The sequence below is a fragment of the Sphingobacterium chuzhouense genome (assembly GCF_014692525.1).
Classification (GTDB): Bacteria; Bacteroidota; Bacteroidia; order Sphingobacteriales; family Sphingobacteriaceae; genus Sphingobacterium; species Sphingobacterium chuzhouense.
On record NZ_JACNYL010000006.1, the window covers coordinates 178,280 to 194,689 of the forward strand.

The following is a 16,410-nucleotide window of genomic DNA, read 5'->3' on the forward strand; positions in this document are numbered from 1 at the left end:
ACTATTTTCTTCCCTTTTTGTAGTATTTGTGATAATATGTTTTTAACATTTCTCTATACTTTACACGATACAACAAGTAAATATTAGCTAGGGGGGAGCTTGAGGAAGCAAAAAATTCGTAATTTGGTTTGACCCGATTATCTAGTGTCCAATCCCTCTTATAGGAGTAATCTCCGGCTCCATGATTAATCATGCTAAACCCCATCGGTATGAGTATTTCGATTAACTTTCCTGTCATAATAGAACCGAGACCAAATTTTGCAAAATCAACATCAAAACATATTTTCCAATCGTAATAACATTGTTGATGTAAAAAACCAATTCTATATCCTATTATTCTACCATCTAAACGAAGAATCGCCATCAGGGCTTTCTTCTTTTCTAAACAAGCAGTATATGCTTCCTCTCGGCACCTATATACCAATTCATCGGGCAGCTTCGTGTCAACATTTTGCCATCTCCGTTCATATATTTCTCTGAACAGAGATTGATTATGCTTATAAAATTCCGGGTCCTGACTAACTTCAAAAGACAAGCTTCCCAATTCCTCTAATCGCCGTTGTCTTCTACGATAATCACTTCTGACCTTACCATCAATACGTTTTAAATATGTATCGAAATTTACATTTGAAAAGTCGGAGAGAGGACATCCTATTAAGTATTTATCGCGATAATTGATACTTTTTAAAAAGTAATATAATTCAGACTCTTTTTGTACGTTGGTAATCTTTACAAAATTAAAATCCTGGAATTTGCTAATATGTTTAAACATAATTTGCAAAATTTCACGTTGAGAATAAGCCCCGTCAATTATTATTTCAAATTTGTCTCCATAGTGAATCGGAATAGATGCTAATACTGTTATTCCCAATCGTTTTTCCAAACAAAAGGGAGCAATTGCAATCGCCCTATTTTCATCATACAGCACGATTACATGTAATTTTTTTCCCTCTACTCGAAGACGCCACCAAGGTTCAATCCATTCATAATACATTTGAGGGAATACATCAGATTCCTCTCCTAACCTTATCCAAGCTTCCTTTAATTCCCGATTATGGATATCTTTAAATATTTTTATTTCCATACTCATCTCATTATCCAATTTTTATCTGTTTTATAATCTTTATTAAAACCGGAAATGTGGTAATTAACAACAGTAAACTACGATATTCGATGCCAAGAACATTTAAATACCCTCGTCTTATTGCGTGTAAAGCTTCAGTATCGTCATGTGTAATCGAGGTTCTTATTCGTCTCTCTAACCAAAATCTAATACGTGGTTGAGCTCTTTTTACATATAAATCTCCTAACTTTCTAGCTGTGTCTTGACATTGCTCAATCCACCGAATAAATCTATTGAAATCTCTCTTTTTTGTGAATGAAATCGATTTGTCTCTTCGATATATTTTCGCGCCCGCGGCGTGCGTGTAACCAACTTCAGGATAATGCAATCCTATTCGGAACCACATGTCCAGATCCTGTCCGTTCTTCATGCTTTCATCAAACAGACCGACTTTTTCAAATACTTGTCTGTGAATAATAAACGTATCTGTTGTAAAAAAACCGTAAGGAGGAACAGTGTTCAAATAATCGCTGAAATAACAATTATCAATTAGCAGGTCTTTAGAGCATTTTTTATATTTATGAATTAGTTTTCCTGAACGTTCATTGTAGCTGTCAGCAGGTGCTCCATACCACATCAAGGTTTGCCTTTTTGCTATTGTTAATACAAAGTTTTCCAAATGTCCTTCTATCCATTCATCATCCGAATCTAAAAAAGCGACCCAATCGCCTTTTGCCTGAGTAACACCCAAGTTTCTAGCACTACTTGCTCCTCCATTTTTCTTATGTAGATAGATTACATTATCTCCATAAGCTTGAATAAGCTCGGCCGTATTATCTGTCGAACCATCATCGACAACTATAATCTCATATGGTTTAAAGGTTTGACTAAGTACACTATTGATGCTGCGATTAATATATTTTTCTACATTATATGCTGTAATTATTGTCGTTATTTTCATATTGTTCTATTTTTTATTAGCTTTTCAAGCATTATATCTTTGATATATAAATATCCTCTTACTCTAAAGATTGCTGATAATAACACTGTAAACGCTAAAGAAATAAAAATGCCCGCAACAAGATATTCCCATCTGTTAACAGATAATATTTGAACGTATCCCCAAACTCCAATTCCTACGCTTAACGCTAAACAAATATTAGGGAAAATATCTTTCAACAATTCTGAAATACTATAGGATATATATTTGCCAGAAAAATAACTGTTTATGAAAAACTCGAATGTGGTTAACAGTATTAAACTGATTAACAATTCTTTTACTCCTAAATACACACCAACTATGATAATCGGGACTGATATAATTCTTTTTGCAATTTCTAACTTTAGGATTACAGAAGGTTTATTCAAAATTTTTAGTATAGTGAGATTATAATCACATAATGGATATAACAAACCAATAATACTCAGCAGCTGCAGAAGTTCAATAGATGGTCTCCATTTTTCCCCGATTAAAATAATGATTAAAGGTTCAGCAAGGGCTGCCAAAATCAACATACAAACAGACGTGATATAAACTAACGTGACCAATATTTTTCGGTAAGCTTTTTTCAGTTCGCTGATATCGTTCTGTAATTCACTTAATACCGGATAACTGACGCTATTGATTATCTTATTAATTTTAGTTGATGGGAGATTGGAGTATTGTTCTGCTCTTGTATAATACCCTAATTGAGAAGTGGAAAAGTATTTACCTATCACTACATAATAAATATTATTAAATACAGTGTAAATCAATCCTCTTAACATAAGTTTATATCCAAAACCGAATAATTCATTAAAAGACGTTTTTGAAAACATTAACGCTGGTCTCCACTTACTGGAAAACCAGAGTAATACTGAGTTAATTAAACTTTCTATCAGCACTTTAAATATCAAACTCCATACTCCCAATCCCTCGTAAGCCATAACTATCGCAGCAATACCAGCTAGTAAGGAAGCTATTATTGAAATCTTACTTTGCAATTTAAAATTCAGGTTTTTTGTTCTTTGAGTTCTTTGAACTATCGTTAGCGCGGTAATGATAATACTTAACCCTAAAACCTTAATCAGCTGCTCCAATATTGGCTCATCAAAGAAGTTACCGATTAATGGTGATGCCAAAAATATTATAAAATATAAAATACAACCAGATACAACGTTAAATATAAAAACAGTCGAATAATCTTCTTTTGTACAGTTCTGTTTCCTGATAAGAGCTTGTCCGAACCCACTACTTACAAACCATTGCGAAATAGAGATAAAAACAGTCATCATACCGATCAAACCAAAATCTCGAGGAGTCAATAGTCTAGCTAATATAATTCCTACGACAAAAGACGTACCTTGGGAGGCAAAACTGTCTATAAAGCTCCACAAAAGACCAGAAACAGCACGATGTTTAAGATCCTTACCTAAGATTTCTTTCTTCTTTTCCAAAATTTGCTTCTCTGTGTATTACTTTGTTGCTCGTAACTTCCATAGCCATAACCGTAACCATAACCATAACCGTATTTTCCGTAATAGCTTTTCTTAATTTTAACATCGTTTACGATTAATTGAATCGATTTAATCTTATCATTATTGATGAGGTCATTTGGAATGGCAAGTTGTTCCTTAAATGTAAAATCTTGCCTTACGAGATACAAGCAGATATCAGAATAACGAGATAACAATTGAGCATCCGTTACCATGCCAATAGGCGGTGCATCTATCAAAATATAATCATATCGATTTTTCAATTCTCTCATGAGATCTTGGGCTCTCGGTGATACCAATAATTCTGCAGGATTTGGCGGAAGAGCACCGGCTTGCACTAAATCTACATTTTCATGTACTCCTGACGGTAAGATGATTTCGTCTATTTTCATCTCCGGTCGCACAATGTAATGTGAAAATCCTTTACCAGCAGGTAATCCTAATTTAGCGGTGATAGAAGGTTTTCTTAGGTCTAGTTCCATTAGCAGGACATTCTTGTTTAACAATGCTAAGGATGTCGCTAGGTTCAAAGCTACAAATGATTTCCCCTCACTTGACATAGAGGACGTAAACAATATGGAATTTCCTCCTTGTAAAGAGAATTCCAAATTAGTCCTCATCGCCCTAAATTGTTCCGCAATACCTGATCGAGAAGTTTTAGTAACAACTATCTGAGCATCGTCCTCTGAATGCATTACTGTTCCGAGAATAGGAAGGCTTGTACGTTGTTCTATATCACCTAAACTACGAACTCTGACGTTTAATAAGTCACGGATATACAATGTTATTAAAGGCAATAAAAATCCAATGAATAAACCCAAGGTATATATCATTTTTCGCTTCGGCGAAAAAGGACTGGTTTCCGCTTTTGGTGTATCAATTACTTTTGAATTCGAAACGTTAGCTGTGCGTCCAATTGCTGTCTCCTCCCATTTCTCTTGTAGAAAAATATACTGTGCTTGTTTGATTTGCTGTAAACGAGCTAAATCGATGTATCCGCGTTCTATTGTAGGAACCCGTTGAATCTGAGACGTCAACTGATTTGCGGCTTGATTTTGTTGTTGCTTAGCCAAGCTTAACTGACGTCGAGAAGACGCGACATTACTTATCATATCTCCTCTAAGTCCTGCAATTTGCGCCTCTATATTTTGTACTAATGGATTTTCTTTCGTATTAGCCAATAGCAATCGTTCGCGTTGAATAATCAATTCATTGTACTTGTCTACGAGCGAATTAAAAGCAATATCATTTGGAATTACGGAGGAAGGAACAACCCGGGGATTACCTACGTCCTCTAGATATTTTGAAATGGCTTCCATGGCGAGCAGCTGCGTTTCAGTCTCTGCCAAGGTTCTAGAGTAATCAGCCGAATGTTGCAACAAAATCTTACTTTGTTCGGAGATATCTGCGAGCTTAGTACTCTGTTTGTAACCAGAAATCCGGTCTTCAACACCGGCCAATTCATCCGTAATTTTTTGTAGTCTATTATTGATGAACGATAGAGTAGAATCAGCAACTACATTTTTTTCATGTAAGTTCCGTTCAACATACTTCTCTATCAAACTTGTTAATAGCTGTTCTCCACGTTTAGCTAATGGGTGCGCTAGAGTAAGATCTATCGTTGATACATTTTTATTTGTAACTTCTACTGTGAAGGCTCCCATTAAAGCATTTACAGCTTGCGAAACTGTTCTTATTTCTACCCCAAACTCTGCTGGTTTATCAATACTACCTTTTTTCAGCATTATTAGACCAATTTTTGGCATATAAAACGCTTCTTCCACCTTTACTGTAAAGACAGTATCAGAGGTAGATATTTCTAACCTGTCTACAGAAATATACCTTACATTTAACGAAAGAGGTTGTCTTATGGAGTCCGGATTACTTAGAAGTTTAACGCGATATGCCGGTTCTAATAATGGTGCATCGCGGACATTTCCCGGCTTGGAATAACTAACGTAAGCTTCCTCTGCTATAACCATTTCGTACATCAAATCAGCTGTTCTTAATATCTCTACTTCATTATCGACCGAACTTCGAGCACCCATTAAACCCGAAAGATCACCAAATGCAGAAGAAGCCAACATTCCTCCACCCTTTTTTTCATCGGAAACCAATAGCTTTGAATGCACTTTGTATGTTGGAATAGAATAACGTAAGTGAATGAATGCAACCAAGCCTCCTAACATTATACATAACACGAACCAATACCAATTATTAATAATTCGACCCAAAAAATTTAATAGCCCTCCACTATCGCTTCGTTTATTTTCGATTTCTAATTCCTTTTCCCAATCTATATATACTTTTTTCATATATTCTGTACAATAACCTATTCATATGGAATAGAATAAGCAATAAAATTTTCCAAAATTGATATTTACAATCTCGTGATTGCAACAACTAAAAATGATAGTATTGTACCTACAATGGCAAATGTTTGTGTCCTAGCAGCATTGTTTGCTGCGGCCTTGCCTCTATTAGGCTCAACATAGAGAATATCATTTTGACGTAAATAAAAATAAGGCGATTTCAATATCTCACTATTATTCAAATTAAGACGTACTAGTTCTTTGGCGGTATTTTGTTCTCGAATTAATAAAACATTCTCTCTCTTTCCATGTATGGTAAGGTCTCCTGCTAAACCTAAAGCGTCAAATAGCGTTACTTTTTCATTAGGAATCGAATAAGTAGCGGGCCGATTTACTTCACCTAATACTGTAATCTTGAAATTGGCAAAACGCACTTGAACCGATGGATCCTTATAATATTGTTCAGCTAACACAATAATTCTTTCTCTCGCCTGATAAGTAGTCAAACCGGCCACCTTTATCCTCCCTAACAGAGTCATATGAATATATCCGTCCTTATCTACCAAAAACCCAGTTATAATTTGGTTTCCAGTAGAAGTAGCAGAGCTGGCACCTATTGCTTGTACAACCTCGGATTGATTCACAAGCGAACTTGTTCCTGGATCTAAGGTCTGGATGGTAATGCTTAAGATATCATCCGATTGGATGACCGGCTCGGTAAAGGCTGCAGCCTGTTTGAGTATACGTGTCGTATCGGCTGGCAAATCGTTGAAGTATACAATTTTCTTGACCGAACAGCTGCTGATGAGCAGCAAAAATACGAGCGGGAAAAATACCCACCGAGAAAAGGTTGGGTTTTTACTTAATTTTTTCATCGTTTAAACTTGTAAATTGTAGTTGTGTTGTAGTTTGTTTTTGTATCATTTTATGTGGTTACCCCACTAAAAAGTTCTTCATTCAATATCGTGCAATGTTTAAAGTAAGCGCGGACATCTTCTTGTAGAATACCGATTTCCAAAGCGCGGACATGCCGCTCATGATGGACGTCGGTACCCACGAGGCTAATCATGCCATTTTCCAACAGATATTTAGCCACCCGGCGCTCGTTGCGTCCATAATACCCCATAAGCGACAGCAGGTTAAGCTGCAACAGGCAACCGATATCCTGAAAACGCTCGATTTTCTTGGGATCGCGCTGGTAGAAAAGATACCGTTCCGGATGCGCCAAAATGGGAATATACCCCTCCATCTGGAGATCAAACGCTATTTTCTCAATCAACTTACTCTCCTCCATATAGGACATTTCGATTAATACGTGCCCACCGGGTAAACAGAGTAAATTGCGCGGGTTGACTGCAAAGTGCTGATCAAAGGCTGTATCCACCATGTATTCGGCTGCATATCCTGCCGCAAGTTGCTCGACGCCTTTTTGACGTAAGCGATCGAATGCGTTACTGATCGTTTCTGACGTATTGGGATACATATCCTGTATGATATGCGGTGTAAAATAGAATTTCTTTAAACCGAGTGCTTCGAGGCGTTGTAACAAGGCAACGCTCTGCTCCACATTTTCGCAACCATCATCGATCCCGGGTAATATATGTGAATGAATATCCGCGTACATCCACTGTAGATCTGGATATTGGCGCTTTCGGTTAAAAATAGTCCACATGACTTTCTCTATATGATGTTTGGTATCCCTCGGTTTATTTGTGAAAAATAGAAATACCCGGCCAGCTCGCCCGGCCGGAGTATTTCCCTACAATCACAAGCTTACACTTGAGCTCTTCAACATCTTTATGCTTTTCTATAAGTTATTACATTCTTGCGTTAGTATCGCCAAGTTCGTCATGCCAGCGTGTTCACCGATGATATCGCCCGGTGCGGTACCTACTGTGGCGGTATTGTCTTCACTAACCGTATGGTTGTTCACGATTTTCACACGTTCACCCCAAATCGCTTTGAAGTCGTATTCGGTACCATCTGTTTTCAATAGACTGGTGCGCAAGTAACCGTTGTTTACCTCGCCCAAGTATTTGAATTCTGTTGTCCCCGATTCACGGTAGAACAGTTGGAACGTAGGCAAGAGCGTAATAACATTCGTCTGCCCTGGACAGCGTACATACAATTGTAAAGTCGAGGTGGTTCCGGTAGCATCTCCAGGGTTTGGCAACTGCATAGTCGTTGTTTGACCACAGGCTGCCAAGGGTCCCTGCTCAAGGATATTGCCTGCACTGTTACGGACAACGATTGTTACTCCCGAGGCGGGTACGTTCATGACGCTGACAGCATTGTTGCTGGCGTTGATCGAATATTCTCCTGTAGCAATGACTTTTCCTCCCCACACGGCATCTACTAGAATCGGATACGTAGCGCCAGCGCTCATCCAATCACCCGAGAAGTTGATGACACGTGCCGATGAACAAGCTTCTGCAAATTCGCCGGCCATATAGAACGTTAAGTGGGTCACCGGAAAGCTTACCCGGAAGCCGGTAGCTGCCGAACCGGTAACCGTGCTGTTTCGCTCAAAGCGCCAAACACCGTCGCCACTGTTACTGAATATCTGAAATACAGTTCCGGCCGTTAAAGCCTGTCCCGTAATAGGACTCACATAGTTCGCAGGAACCGGCATGCTCACCACTAAAGGCTGGCTAAACTGTCTTACTTGCGTGCCATTTACCAACATTCTAATATCGGCTACGGCAGCTGGGCTGAATGTTCCAGCAGCCGTACTACCGCCTTCCAATATAACTTCATCGCTGCGCAGGTCGCCTCCTGGTAAAAGTACCACCGCATCTTCATTATTGGCATCGATACTCGTGACCACAATTTGGACATTCGTGCCGGTGATAACCGTTCCATTAGCATCTTTAAATTGTGTTCCGCTAGGAACCGTTAAGGTCATATCCCCTTCACCTACCGCAGACGGTAGTTCCACAACAGTCTCGGTTGTCGTCGAGCCTTCTGTATCCAGCTCTACATTCTCTACCACTTCTTCCGCACCATCAGGCACTTCGATAGGTCTGGTAAGTACGACAGTTTGGATACCTGCTGATGCATCGGTAATCGCTACCGGTATGGTTTGCGTATTATAACCACTTGCGGAAAACTGCACGCGAAACCGAATGGGGTTATTTGCAGTAGGTGTACGTTTTGGATCAACGCCCAACGTGATCAGGTTATCGGTCAGTTTGAAATCTTTGTATCCGTTCATATTGTAGATATCCTGTGTATCACCGGATACAAGTGCCACCGAGACACCATTGATGTTGTTCCCCTCGGTATCCACAACCCGTAACGTAACATAGTGTTCGATAACCTCTGTACTGATCTGCAGGTTAAAGTCTTTTAACGGGTTTTCACAGGAAGAGACGCCTAAAAGTGCAACGACCCATGTATATATTGCTAATTTTCTAAATATTTTCATCTTGATTATATTTTACTTATTGCCCTACCAAAACCGATAACTGAAACCAAACTCCAAGCGTGGTAGATAGCGGTAATTCTTCATATTACGCTCGATCGTCGCGGCATTGTTGACATTCTCTTCCAAAAGTCCTGTTGCCTCCATGGATACACTGGGCTTGGAAAGGTAGTAGCAACCCAAATCGATATGCATGGAGAAACGGCTATCGATAACAATATTGCTCCAGCCGATACCCGCATACGGATTGACCGTTTTTTTCCACTCCACCTCGGTTTTAATTGTTCCCACATGATCGGGATGTACGTCGATTTCGCCAAATTTGTAAGGATCGCGCAAACGCGTGCTCAGCTCTCCGTCCAACTTATAGAAGTATGCGCCGCCCAATTGGACATTGAAGCTCCTAAAAAATCCACCCTGTTGTGAAAAGGGTGTCCAACCGAACGCAAGCGATACATTACCCGACTTCGCTTTTACGTCACTACGGGTCGCATAATTGTTGTAAGTGCCTGCAATATGCGTACTGAAAGGCATATAACTGGCGCCTACCCGCAACCCAAATTTTGGACCAAGTGGTTGATAAAGGTGTAAGCCTACCCCCGTGGTTCCCATATGGACGCCCAGCGCAAAAGGATAAGGATAGCCATTTGAATAGGCCGACTCAGGGATGCTATCGCGCTGTTCACTAGCCTGTGCTCCGGAGAGTACACCTAATGTCAAGAAACTGATCAGCATCACAAAAACTTGGATAAATCTGGTTTTCATAATTTTATAGTATTCTATAGTAAAAACATTCATTAATAGGCATTCTTTTCGCCCCGTATCATATTCAGGGCAGTCATAAATATAATTTTGAAATCCAACATGCTAGACCAATTGCTCATGTATTCTAAATCGTGCTCGACACGTTTTGCCATCAGTTTTGGATCCTTTGTTTCTCCCCGATAACCATTGACCTGAGCCCAACCTGTGATACCCGGTTTTACAAAATGGCGAACCATGTAATGCTGGATCAGCTTGCTATAGTGCTCCGTATGTGACAGCATGTGGGGGCGTGGCCCGACAACACTCATCTGCCCAAGAAACACATTGATAAATTGTGGGAATTCATCCAGATTAGTCCTGCGGAGGAACTTACCGATGGGCGTAATACGCTTATCATCCTTGGTAGCTTGTGCCTTATCCGAATCCTTATTTACCACCATACTGCGAAACTTATAACAACCGAAGGTTTGGTTATTGCGGCCAGAACGAGGCTGCTTGAAGAAAATAGGCCCGGGGCTCTGTAGCTTGATAATCAAACCGATGATCGGTACAAGCCAGCTCAAAACAAAAACAAGGACCAAACCCGAGATGAATAGATCCACCATACGCTTCTTTATCCGGTTTTCCATAGTCGAAAGGGAGTCCTCATGCGAACGTACAACAGGAAGGTCTAGCCTAACTGCATCGCTCTTTGTACTTCCATAGGATAGCGTAGCGGTAACCGCGGGTACAAAATTCAGTTGCACGCACTGGTGATTCGCCGCCATAATCAACTCCTTGCTGTAGGTGTTGATGTCGGGCGTACTGACCAAAAATACATCGTGTATCCCCAGTTTGGAAACTTCCTCAAAATAACGGCGGAATTGCGCGACTTTCTCTTCTTTGCTTCGCTGCTCTACTTCGTCATAATATTTAATGGTATTGACGTGGTAAAAGGCGTGATTGATCGCGAAACTTCCTTCCACCGCCGCCAGATAGTCGTTATGGCCAATTAATGCGACGTTTTTGCTCCAGCGGAAGCGCTTCGGCAGCACCGTATACACATAGGTGAGCGCAAATCGGGAAAGTCCGACGTAGAGAGACACCAGCACAACAATAGCCGCCAGAAAATACCATACTCCGGTGAAATGATGACCGATCAATACACATACGGAAAAGGCGACAAGCAATGTCAGCAGGGTACGAAACGTCTGGCGGAAAACATATTCGAGACGCTCTATCGTACTGTTTTCATATAACCGGAAATATAAAGAGGAGACTAATGCGACGAGGTTAAACATCATCCACAGGGAGTAATAATTACTCGAGATAATCTCTTGGGCATTAACTAGACCAAACGTCGTAACAGCGAAAAATGCCCCTACAAAAATGAGGTTTAAACACAGCGTGTCTGTCAATACAAGAAGCATTTTTAAATACACCAATACACGATTTTGAACATACCTATGCATATCTTTTTGATTTAATTTTTCATCGTAGATACCTAAAAGGGATTATTTTAAACTAAAAAGACTAAGCAATAACATATCATGCCATATTTATCCTAAAACGATAAATTTCGGTCAAAAAAATCCCCATGCAGTGTTTATTACACTATTTTCAAGATGTGGATTGCCAAAAAATACAAGTGTTAGCCTGCGGCTGATAGTTAACGATTAGTTCACTTATTCTTTAATTTTTTTAAGTTAATACCTTTTGTTTTTCATCCTAAGTACAAACAGCTTCTTCACAATTTATTCGATTAATAATCAAAAAACTGTTTGTTTGAGTGGCAAAACCACCCCTCAGTGCATAGATTGTAGATTGTAGACCACAAATGTAGGCATTTTTTATAAAATAGGAATACATTTGGGTTAATTTTATATTAATTTTTATTTTTTAACTTTTCATAGCTTTTTTTTCAATAAACTCATCTGCTATTATTTAGCATCGCAAAACTAAACAGATCTAGTTATTTTCAAAATACCCACTATTGGGTATTTTGAAAAAAGCTTTCATGAGTAAGATGCACACAGACGAATCCCAGTAAACTGCCATTGATGCTCGGCATGGAAGAAATTTCGATAAGTAGGCCGGCTATGACCGGGCGACGTACCCACGGAAGCACCACGCAATACCATTTGGTTTACCATAAATTTTCCATTGTATTCTCCCACCGCACCCGCTGCTTTCTTAAAACCGGGATATGGAAGATAGGCGCTGCCGGTCCATTCCCAACGCTCACCCCATTCAAATCGACTGGAAGCAACTTCCCATTCGGCTTCGGTTGGAAGCCGCATCCCCTTCCAAGCAGCGTAGGCAGAAGCTTCATAGAAATTTACGTGGCAGACGGGTGCAGCCAGATCGATTTGCTGTAATCCCCGCAACGTATAGTACATATGCTGGCCATCGATCAAATACCAATACAATGGGGCTTCAGCCTGCTGCGTTTTTACCCAATCCCAGCCTTCGGAATGCCAGTACCTAAAATCCCGATAACCACCGTCTTCTATGAAATCCAGATATTCTCCGTTCGTCACCAAACGGTTAGCGATAGCAAATTCCTGGAGATAAGTGGTATGCCGGCCGAGTTCATTATCATAACAAAACCCGCTGCCTCGGAAACCAATTTCATATTGCCCTTCCGGTATCTGGAGCATCACGAGTTCTTCCATAGGAATTTTCTCGGGCTTCAGCTCATCTGTATAACGCGGAAAAAGAGGATTGTGTCCTAAGATATACTTGATATCGGTAAGCAAAAGCTCCTGATGCTGCTGTTCATGGTGCAGCCCCAACACCAACAGTTCCGCAACTGCCTCCGTAAGCACCCCTTGATTTAGAAAAGCCTCCATTTGCTCGTCCACATACGTCCGGTAGTGATATACGTCAGCTACCGATGGCCGGCTCAAGTTACCTCTATCCGTCCGAACGACCCGCGCACCAACCGTTTCATAATAACTATTAAACACATAATTGTATTGGTTGTTAAAGACGCTATAACCGGCTGCATATGGCTTAAGGATAAACGTCTCGAAAAACCAGGTGGTATGCCCTAAATGCCATTTGGGTGGACTGACATGGGCAACGGGCTGTACAACGTAATCCTCAACCTCGAGCGGTTCACATAGGGATTCGGTGTAACGCCGTATCGTCGTATACTGCGTTAACAAAGCCTGAGATGTAGATGTAAACGTCTTTTGTTCCATATGTGCTTCTTTTAATTGACCTGCCAGATAGCATCTACAAACCAATTTTTACTGTCAGCGATTTGTGCTAAGGGGGCAAAGCCGGTTTCGATAGCCATCTGATCAATTTCAAGTGGGGTATATTTTCGGGAAACCTCTACGGCAATGGGCTCATTGGCCTCGAAAGAGATAACTTCCCCCCCAATATTGACCTTTTGAGCCGTCCCGCTCACCAAATAGCTCCGGCAGCCGCCATCGATAGGATCATATGTTTGATAATGCTGGAACGCGCTGATGTTGAAATCAGCATCCAACTCCCGGTTGATCCGTTCCAGCAAATTCAGGTTAAATGCCGCAGTAATCCCTTCCTTGTCGTTGTATGCTTCGAGAATGGTGTGTGGATTTTTCTGTAGATCGAAGCCAGTCAGCATCGTATCGCCTCTTTTCAAGCGCCTATTTACCGTTCTGCAGAAACCATGCGCATCCTCCAATTCCATGTTGCCGATATTGCTCCCGAGAAATAAAACGATTTTCCGTCGGTCTGATTGTTCGGTCGCTTCGCGAAGCATATCCAGATATTCGCCGTGTAACGGAACAACTTCCAAATTGGGGAGGTCTCGGTTCAGGCGATCGCGAAGCGTTAGCAGTACTTCTCCACAGATATCGATGGGCATATAGGTGAAGTCGGCCTGTTCGCGAAGAAGATGTTCGAGCAGAAAACTGGATTTCATTGCATCTCCCGCTCCTAGTTCAATTAAATCGAAAGGTTCCTGCTGAACATGCAATACTTCCGCCAGCTCTACTGTTTTGTCGCGAAAAATCTCCAACTCACAAGCGGTAAGATAGTAGGCCGGCATTTCCATAATACGCTGGAACAAGGCCGCGCCGTTATCGTCATAGAAATATTTTGGCTGTAACCACTTAGGATGATCTTTGAGCCCTCGCAAAACATCTTGATGGAAGCTTTCTAATTTATCCATACGCGCCCTTTACCGTCTGCCTCCGCCTACTAATTTTACTATAATCCATATAACAAGGGCGATGACAACGCCCACGATGAGAAAGCCTGTCCACATACCGGCTTTGAAAATTCCTTCGATGGCAGCACAGCTGTTAAACAGCAACATACTGATAGATAACAATAAAATGTGTGAAAATCTTTCCATAATAGTCGTTTTATACAAGAACAACTGGTGTATTAAAAAGTTTTCCGCATCCATGGATGCAGATCGTGAAAAACTATTGCTGCTTTATTTGTTTATATAAAGTTAATGGACTAAAAAAATGTAAGACTATGCTGAATTTCTTAGTTTTGTATCCGTGCAATCGGTAGGAGAAGATGAAAATAAGAGGAGATGATTTACGGCGGCAAATAGCGCGGGGCGATGAAAGAGCTTTTGCCCAGTTTTACTATCGATATCAAGATATCGTTGCAAAGCATGCTTTCCGCATATTGAAGGATCGGGAGCAAACGAGGGAAATTGTGCAGGACGTCTTTGTCGGATTATGGCAAAAACACCATCTGTTCGTCGACATCACCGATTTGGACGCTTATGTCTTTATAGCAACGAAAAACAGTTGCCTCGCCTATATTCGAACGAGGATACGGGAAAAAGGCAAAATAGAAGCCTGGAAGGAAGAACAAACCGACTTGCATCTCGTACCCGACGAGCATCCGTCCACGGTATATGCATTGTTAGATCGCGCCATTGACGAACTGCCACCGCAGCAACGAAAAGTCTATTTGCTGAGCCGGCACGATCGCAAAAAATACGCTGAAATTGCGAAAGACTTGAATATCTCCAGGGAAACCGTAAAAAAATATCTACAATTGGCCAATCAATCTATCCAATCGTACATCAAAAAGCATAAAGACGTAGTCATTTCTTTTTTTCTCATTTTTTTCTCTTAACCATACCCCCTTTTTTGAACCGTCGGCATCTTTATAGGTAAAGCTAGCGCCGACATGGATAATAACGCATATCGTATTTCGTATTTTCTACAAAAGTACTTGGATGGGGACATCTCCAAAGAGGAGTTATCGCTACTCCATCGTTTATTGGAAGAAAGCGGCGAGGACGAGATACAGGCTGCCTTTGATCTTATTTGGCACAACACACCGCCATCAGATCATACCGCTCCTTTATTTTCCGACAGGGAGGCCGATGTATTGCTTCAGGATATCATGGCGCAAGTTCCAATTACACCGCGCAAAGCAAGGTGGAAGGTGACGGCAACCTATGCATTGGCAGCCTGCGCCGTGGGAACACTGCTAACATTCGCCTGGATATATATGAACCGCCAAACAACGGCTCCGGAAGAGACAGCATCCATAGCTTCGCAAGTAGAACACGACGTAGACCCTGCGCAAGAAGAAGCAATCCTTACGCTAGAAGGGGGAGAAACGTTGTCCTTGCAAGATATCAAAGCTGGAGACAGTATAAAGATGGGAGATGTAAGGCTCGTCAATAACAACGGGGAGTTATCTTATGAACCGGTACAGGAAGACGAACCGGGGACGCAGCATGTCGTCAAGACGCCCAAAGGGGGACAGATCAATATGCGTTTGCCCGATGGTACAAAGGTGTGGCTTAATGCCGATTCACGTATCGCTTTCCTATCCAATCTGGGTGCACAGCACCGCGAGGTAACGGTAAGCGGAGAAGTATATTTTGAGGTAGCAAAATTAGATGGAAAACGATTTACGGTGAAGAGTACTTCAGGCGAAATCGAGGTATTGGGCACAAAATTTAATGTGCGGGCTTATCCAGAAGATAAATCCATGCAAACCGCGTTGGTAGAGGGCAGCTTAGCCATGAAAACCAATATGGACCGCGTAGTCCTTAAACCCAACCAGGTTGGTGTTGCATCAACCTCTCAACGGATCACGGTATCCGAGCATGAGCATATCATGGATGTGATTGCCTGGAAAAATGGGTTGTTCTTATTTGAAAATACGACACTCGCCGATGTAGGTCGACAATTAGGCCGTTGGTATAATATCCAGGTGCAGCTGGGCGAAGGTTTGGCCAACCGGAGGATCACCGGAAAAATTGCCCGGGACGTTAAGCTTTCGCAAGTAATGAAAATGCTGCATTATTTAGGAATACAAACAAACTTAAACGATAACAATTTGATGATGATACCCCAAAAAGAACATGCCTATGGAGAAACAACTAAAATGTAACGACCAATAGAAGGATAACC

General features: G+C 41.0%; 14 protein-coding genes. 2 read left to right on the forward strand and 12 right to left on the reverse strand.

From position 1 onward, the window contains the following. Position 1: 1 nt before the first annotated feature. The 12 genes from H8B21_RS19755 to H8B21_RS19810 form a co-directional block, all read right to left on the reverse strand. Complete coding sequence (locus tag H8B21_RS19755; protein WP_190315579.1) at positions 2 to 1,090, reverse strand: GNAT family N-acetyltransferase; 1,089 nt, start codon at positions 1,088 to 1,090, stop codon at positions 2 to 4. A 4-nt stretch (positions 1,091 to 1,094) separates the two neighbouring features. Next, positions 1,095 to 2,024: a glycosyltransferase family 2 protein gene (locus H8B21_RS19760; RefSeq protein ID WP_190315580.1), complete on the reverse strand. Its 930-nt coding sequence runs from the start codon at positions 2,022 to 2,024 to the stop codon at positions 1,095 to 1,097. Continuing rightward, positions 2,021 to 3,499 (reverse strand): lipopolysaccharide biosynthesis protein, encoded by a 1,479-nt coding sequence (locus H8B21_RS19765; RefSeq protein WP_190315581.1) that lies wholly within the window; start codon positions 3,497 to 3,499, stop codon positions 2,021 to 2,023. The genes H8B21_RS19760 and H8B21_RS19765 overlap by 4 nt, the downstream gene beginning before the upstream one ends. Beyond that, positions 3,475 to 5,670: a GumC family protein gene (locus tag H8B21_RS20850; protein WP_190315582.1), complete on the reverse strand. Its 2,196-nt coding sequence runs from the start codon at positions 5,668 to 5,670 to the stop codon at positions 3,475 to 3,477. Before H8B21_RS20850 ends, H8B21_RS19765 begins: the two co-directional genes overlap by 25 nt. Before the next feature lie 248 nt (positions 5,671 to 5,918). Further along, positions 5,919 to 6,725 (reverse strand): polysaccharide biosynthesis/export family protein, encoded by an 807-nt coding sequence (locus H8B21_RS19775; protein ID WP_190315583.1) that lies wholly within the window; start codon positions 6,723 to 6,725, stop codon positions 5,919 to 5,921. Positions 6,726 to 6,775: 50 nt separating this feature from the next. Further along, positions 6,776 to 7,522: a tyrosine-protein phosphatase gene (locus H8B21_RS19780; RefSeq protein WP_190315584.1), complete on the reverse strand. Its 747-nt coding sequence runs from the start codon at positions 7,520 to 7,522 to the stop codon at positions 6,776 to 6,778. Between the two features lie 135 nt (positions 7,523 to 7,657). Beyond that, the gene (locus H8B21_RS19785) at positions 7,658 to 9,277 is read right to left on the reverse strand and encodes a hypothetical protein (protein WP_190315585.1); all 1,620 of its coding nucleotides are present in this window, start codon (positions 9,275 to 9,277) and stop codon (positions 7,658 to 7,660) included. A 24-nt stretch (positions 9,278 to 9,301) separates the two neighbouring features. Then, positions 9,302 to 10,039 carry a hypothetical protein gene (locus H8B21_RS19790; RefSeq protein ID WP_190315586.1) on the reverse strand — a complete coding sequence of 246 codons (738 nt, stop codon included), beginning with the start codon at positions 10,037 to 10,039 and terminating at the stop codon, positions 9,302 to 9,304. A 32-nt stretch (positions 10,040 to 10,071) separates the two neighbouring features. Then, positions 10,072 to 11,490: an exopolysaccharide biosynthesis polyprenyl glycosylphosphotransferase gene (locus H8B21_RS19795; protein ID WP_190315587.1), complete on the reverse strand. Its 1,419-nt coding sequence runs from the start codon at positions 11,488 to 11,490 to the stop codon at positions 10,072 to 10,074. Between the two features lie 543 nt (positions 11,491 to 12,033). Then, positions 12,034 to 13,224: an ergothioneine biosynthesis protein EgtB gene (gene egtB / locus H8B21_RS19800; RefSeq protein ID WP_190315588.1), complete on the reverse strand. Its 1,191-nt coding sequence runs from the start codon at positions 13,222 to 13,224 to the stop codon at positions 12,034 to 12,036. A gap of 11 nt (positions 13,225 to 13,235) precedes the next feature. Then, positions 13,236 to 14,183, reverse strand: coding sequence for an L-histidine N(alpha)-methyltransferase (locus H8B21_RS19805; protein ID WP_190315589.1), 948 nt, complete (start codon positions 14,181 to 14,183; stop codon positions 13,236 to 13,238). A 9-nt stretch (positions 14,184 to 14,192) separates the two neighbouring features. Further along, a complete protein-coding gene (locus tag H8B21_RS19810) occupies positions 14,193 to 14,369 on the reverse strand; it encodes a hypothetical protein (RefSeq protein ID WP_190315590.1) in 177 nt (58 codons plus the stop codon). A 173-nt stretch (positions 14,370 to 14,542) separates the two neighbouring features. Here H8B21_RS19810 and H8B21_RS19815 point away from each other — a divergent pair, with 173 nt between their 5' ends. Further along, on the forward strand, positions 14,543 to 15,115 hold the full coding sequence (locus tag H8B21_RS19815; protein ID WP_190315591.1) for an RNA polymerase sigma factor: 573 nt from the start codon (positions 14,543 to 14,545) through the stop codon (positions 15,113 to 15,115). A 54-nt stretch (positions 15,116 to 15,169) separates the two neighbouring features. Next, complete coding sequence (locus H8B21_RS19820) at positions 15,170 to 16,390, forward strand: FecR family protein (RefSeq protein ID WP_190315592.1); 1,221 nt, start codon at positions 15,170 to 15,172, stop codon at positions 16,388 to 16,390. The last annotated feature ends 20 nt before the right edge of the window (positions 16,391 to 16,410 follow it).

Coding starts and splice junctions, on each gene's coding strand:
- H8B21_RS19805 (WP_190315589.1), bottom strand. CDS start 14,183: ATGGATAAATTAGAAAGCTTCCATCAAGATGTTTTGCGAGGGCTCAAA.
- H8B21_RS19810 (WP_190315590.1), bottom strand. CDS start 14,369: ATGGAAAGATTTTCACACATTTTATTGTTATCTATCAGTATGTTGCTG.
- H8B21_RS19820 (WP_190315592.1), top strand. CDS start 15,170: ATGGATAATAACGCATATCGTATTTCGTATTTTCTACAAAAGTACTTG.
- H8B21_RS19795 (WP_190315587.1), bottom strand. CDS start 11,490: ATGCATAGGTATGTTCAAAATCGTGTATTGGTGTATTTAAAAATGCTT.
- H8B21_RS19760 (WP_190315580.1), bottom strand. CDS start 2,024: ATGAAAATAACGACAATAATTACAGCATATAATGTAGAAAAATATATT.
- H8B21_RS19815 (WP_190315591.1), top strand. CDS start 14,543: ATGAAAATAAGAGGAGATGATTTACGGCGGCAAATAGCGCGGGGCGAT.
- H8B21_RS19785 (WP_190315585.1), bottom strand. CDS start 9,277: ATGAAAATATTTAGAAAATTAGCAATATATACATGGGTCGTTGCACTT.
- H8B21_RS19790 (WP_190315586.1), bottom strand. CDS start 10,039: ATGAAAACCAGATTTATCCAAGTTTTTGTGATGCTGATCAGTTTCTTG.
- egtB (WP_190315588.1), bottom strand. CDS start 13,224: ATGGAACAAAAGACGTTTACATCTACATCTCAGGCTTTGTTAACGCAG.
- H8B21_RS19755 (WP_190315579.1), bottom strand. CDS start 1,090: ATGAGTATGGAAATAAAAATATTTAAAGATATCCATAATCGGGAATTA.
- H8B21_RS19780 (WP_190315584.1), bottom strand. CDS start 7,522: ATGTGGACTATTTTTAACCGAAAGCGCCAATATCCAGATCTACAGTGG.
- H8B21_RS19775 (WP_190315583.1), bottom strand. CDS start 6,725: ATGAAAAAATTAAGTAAAAACCCAACCTTTTCTCGGTGGGTATTTTTC.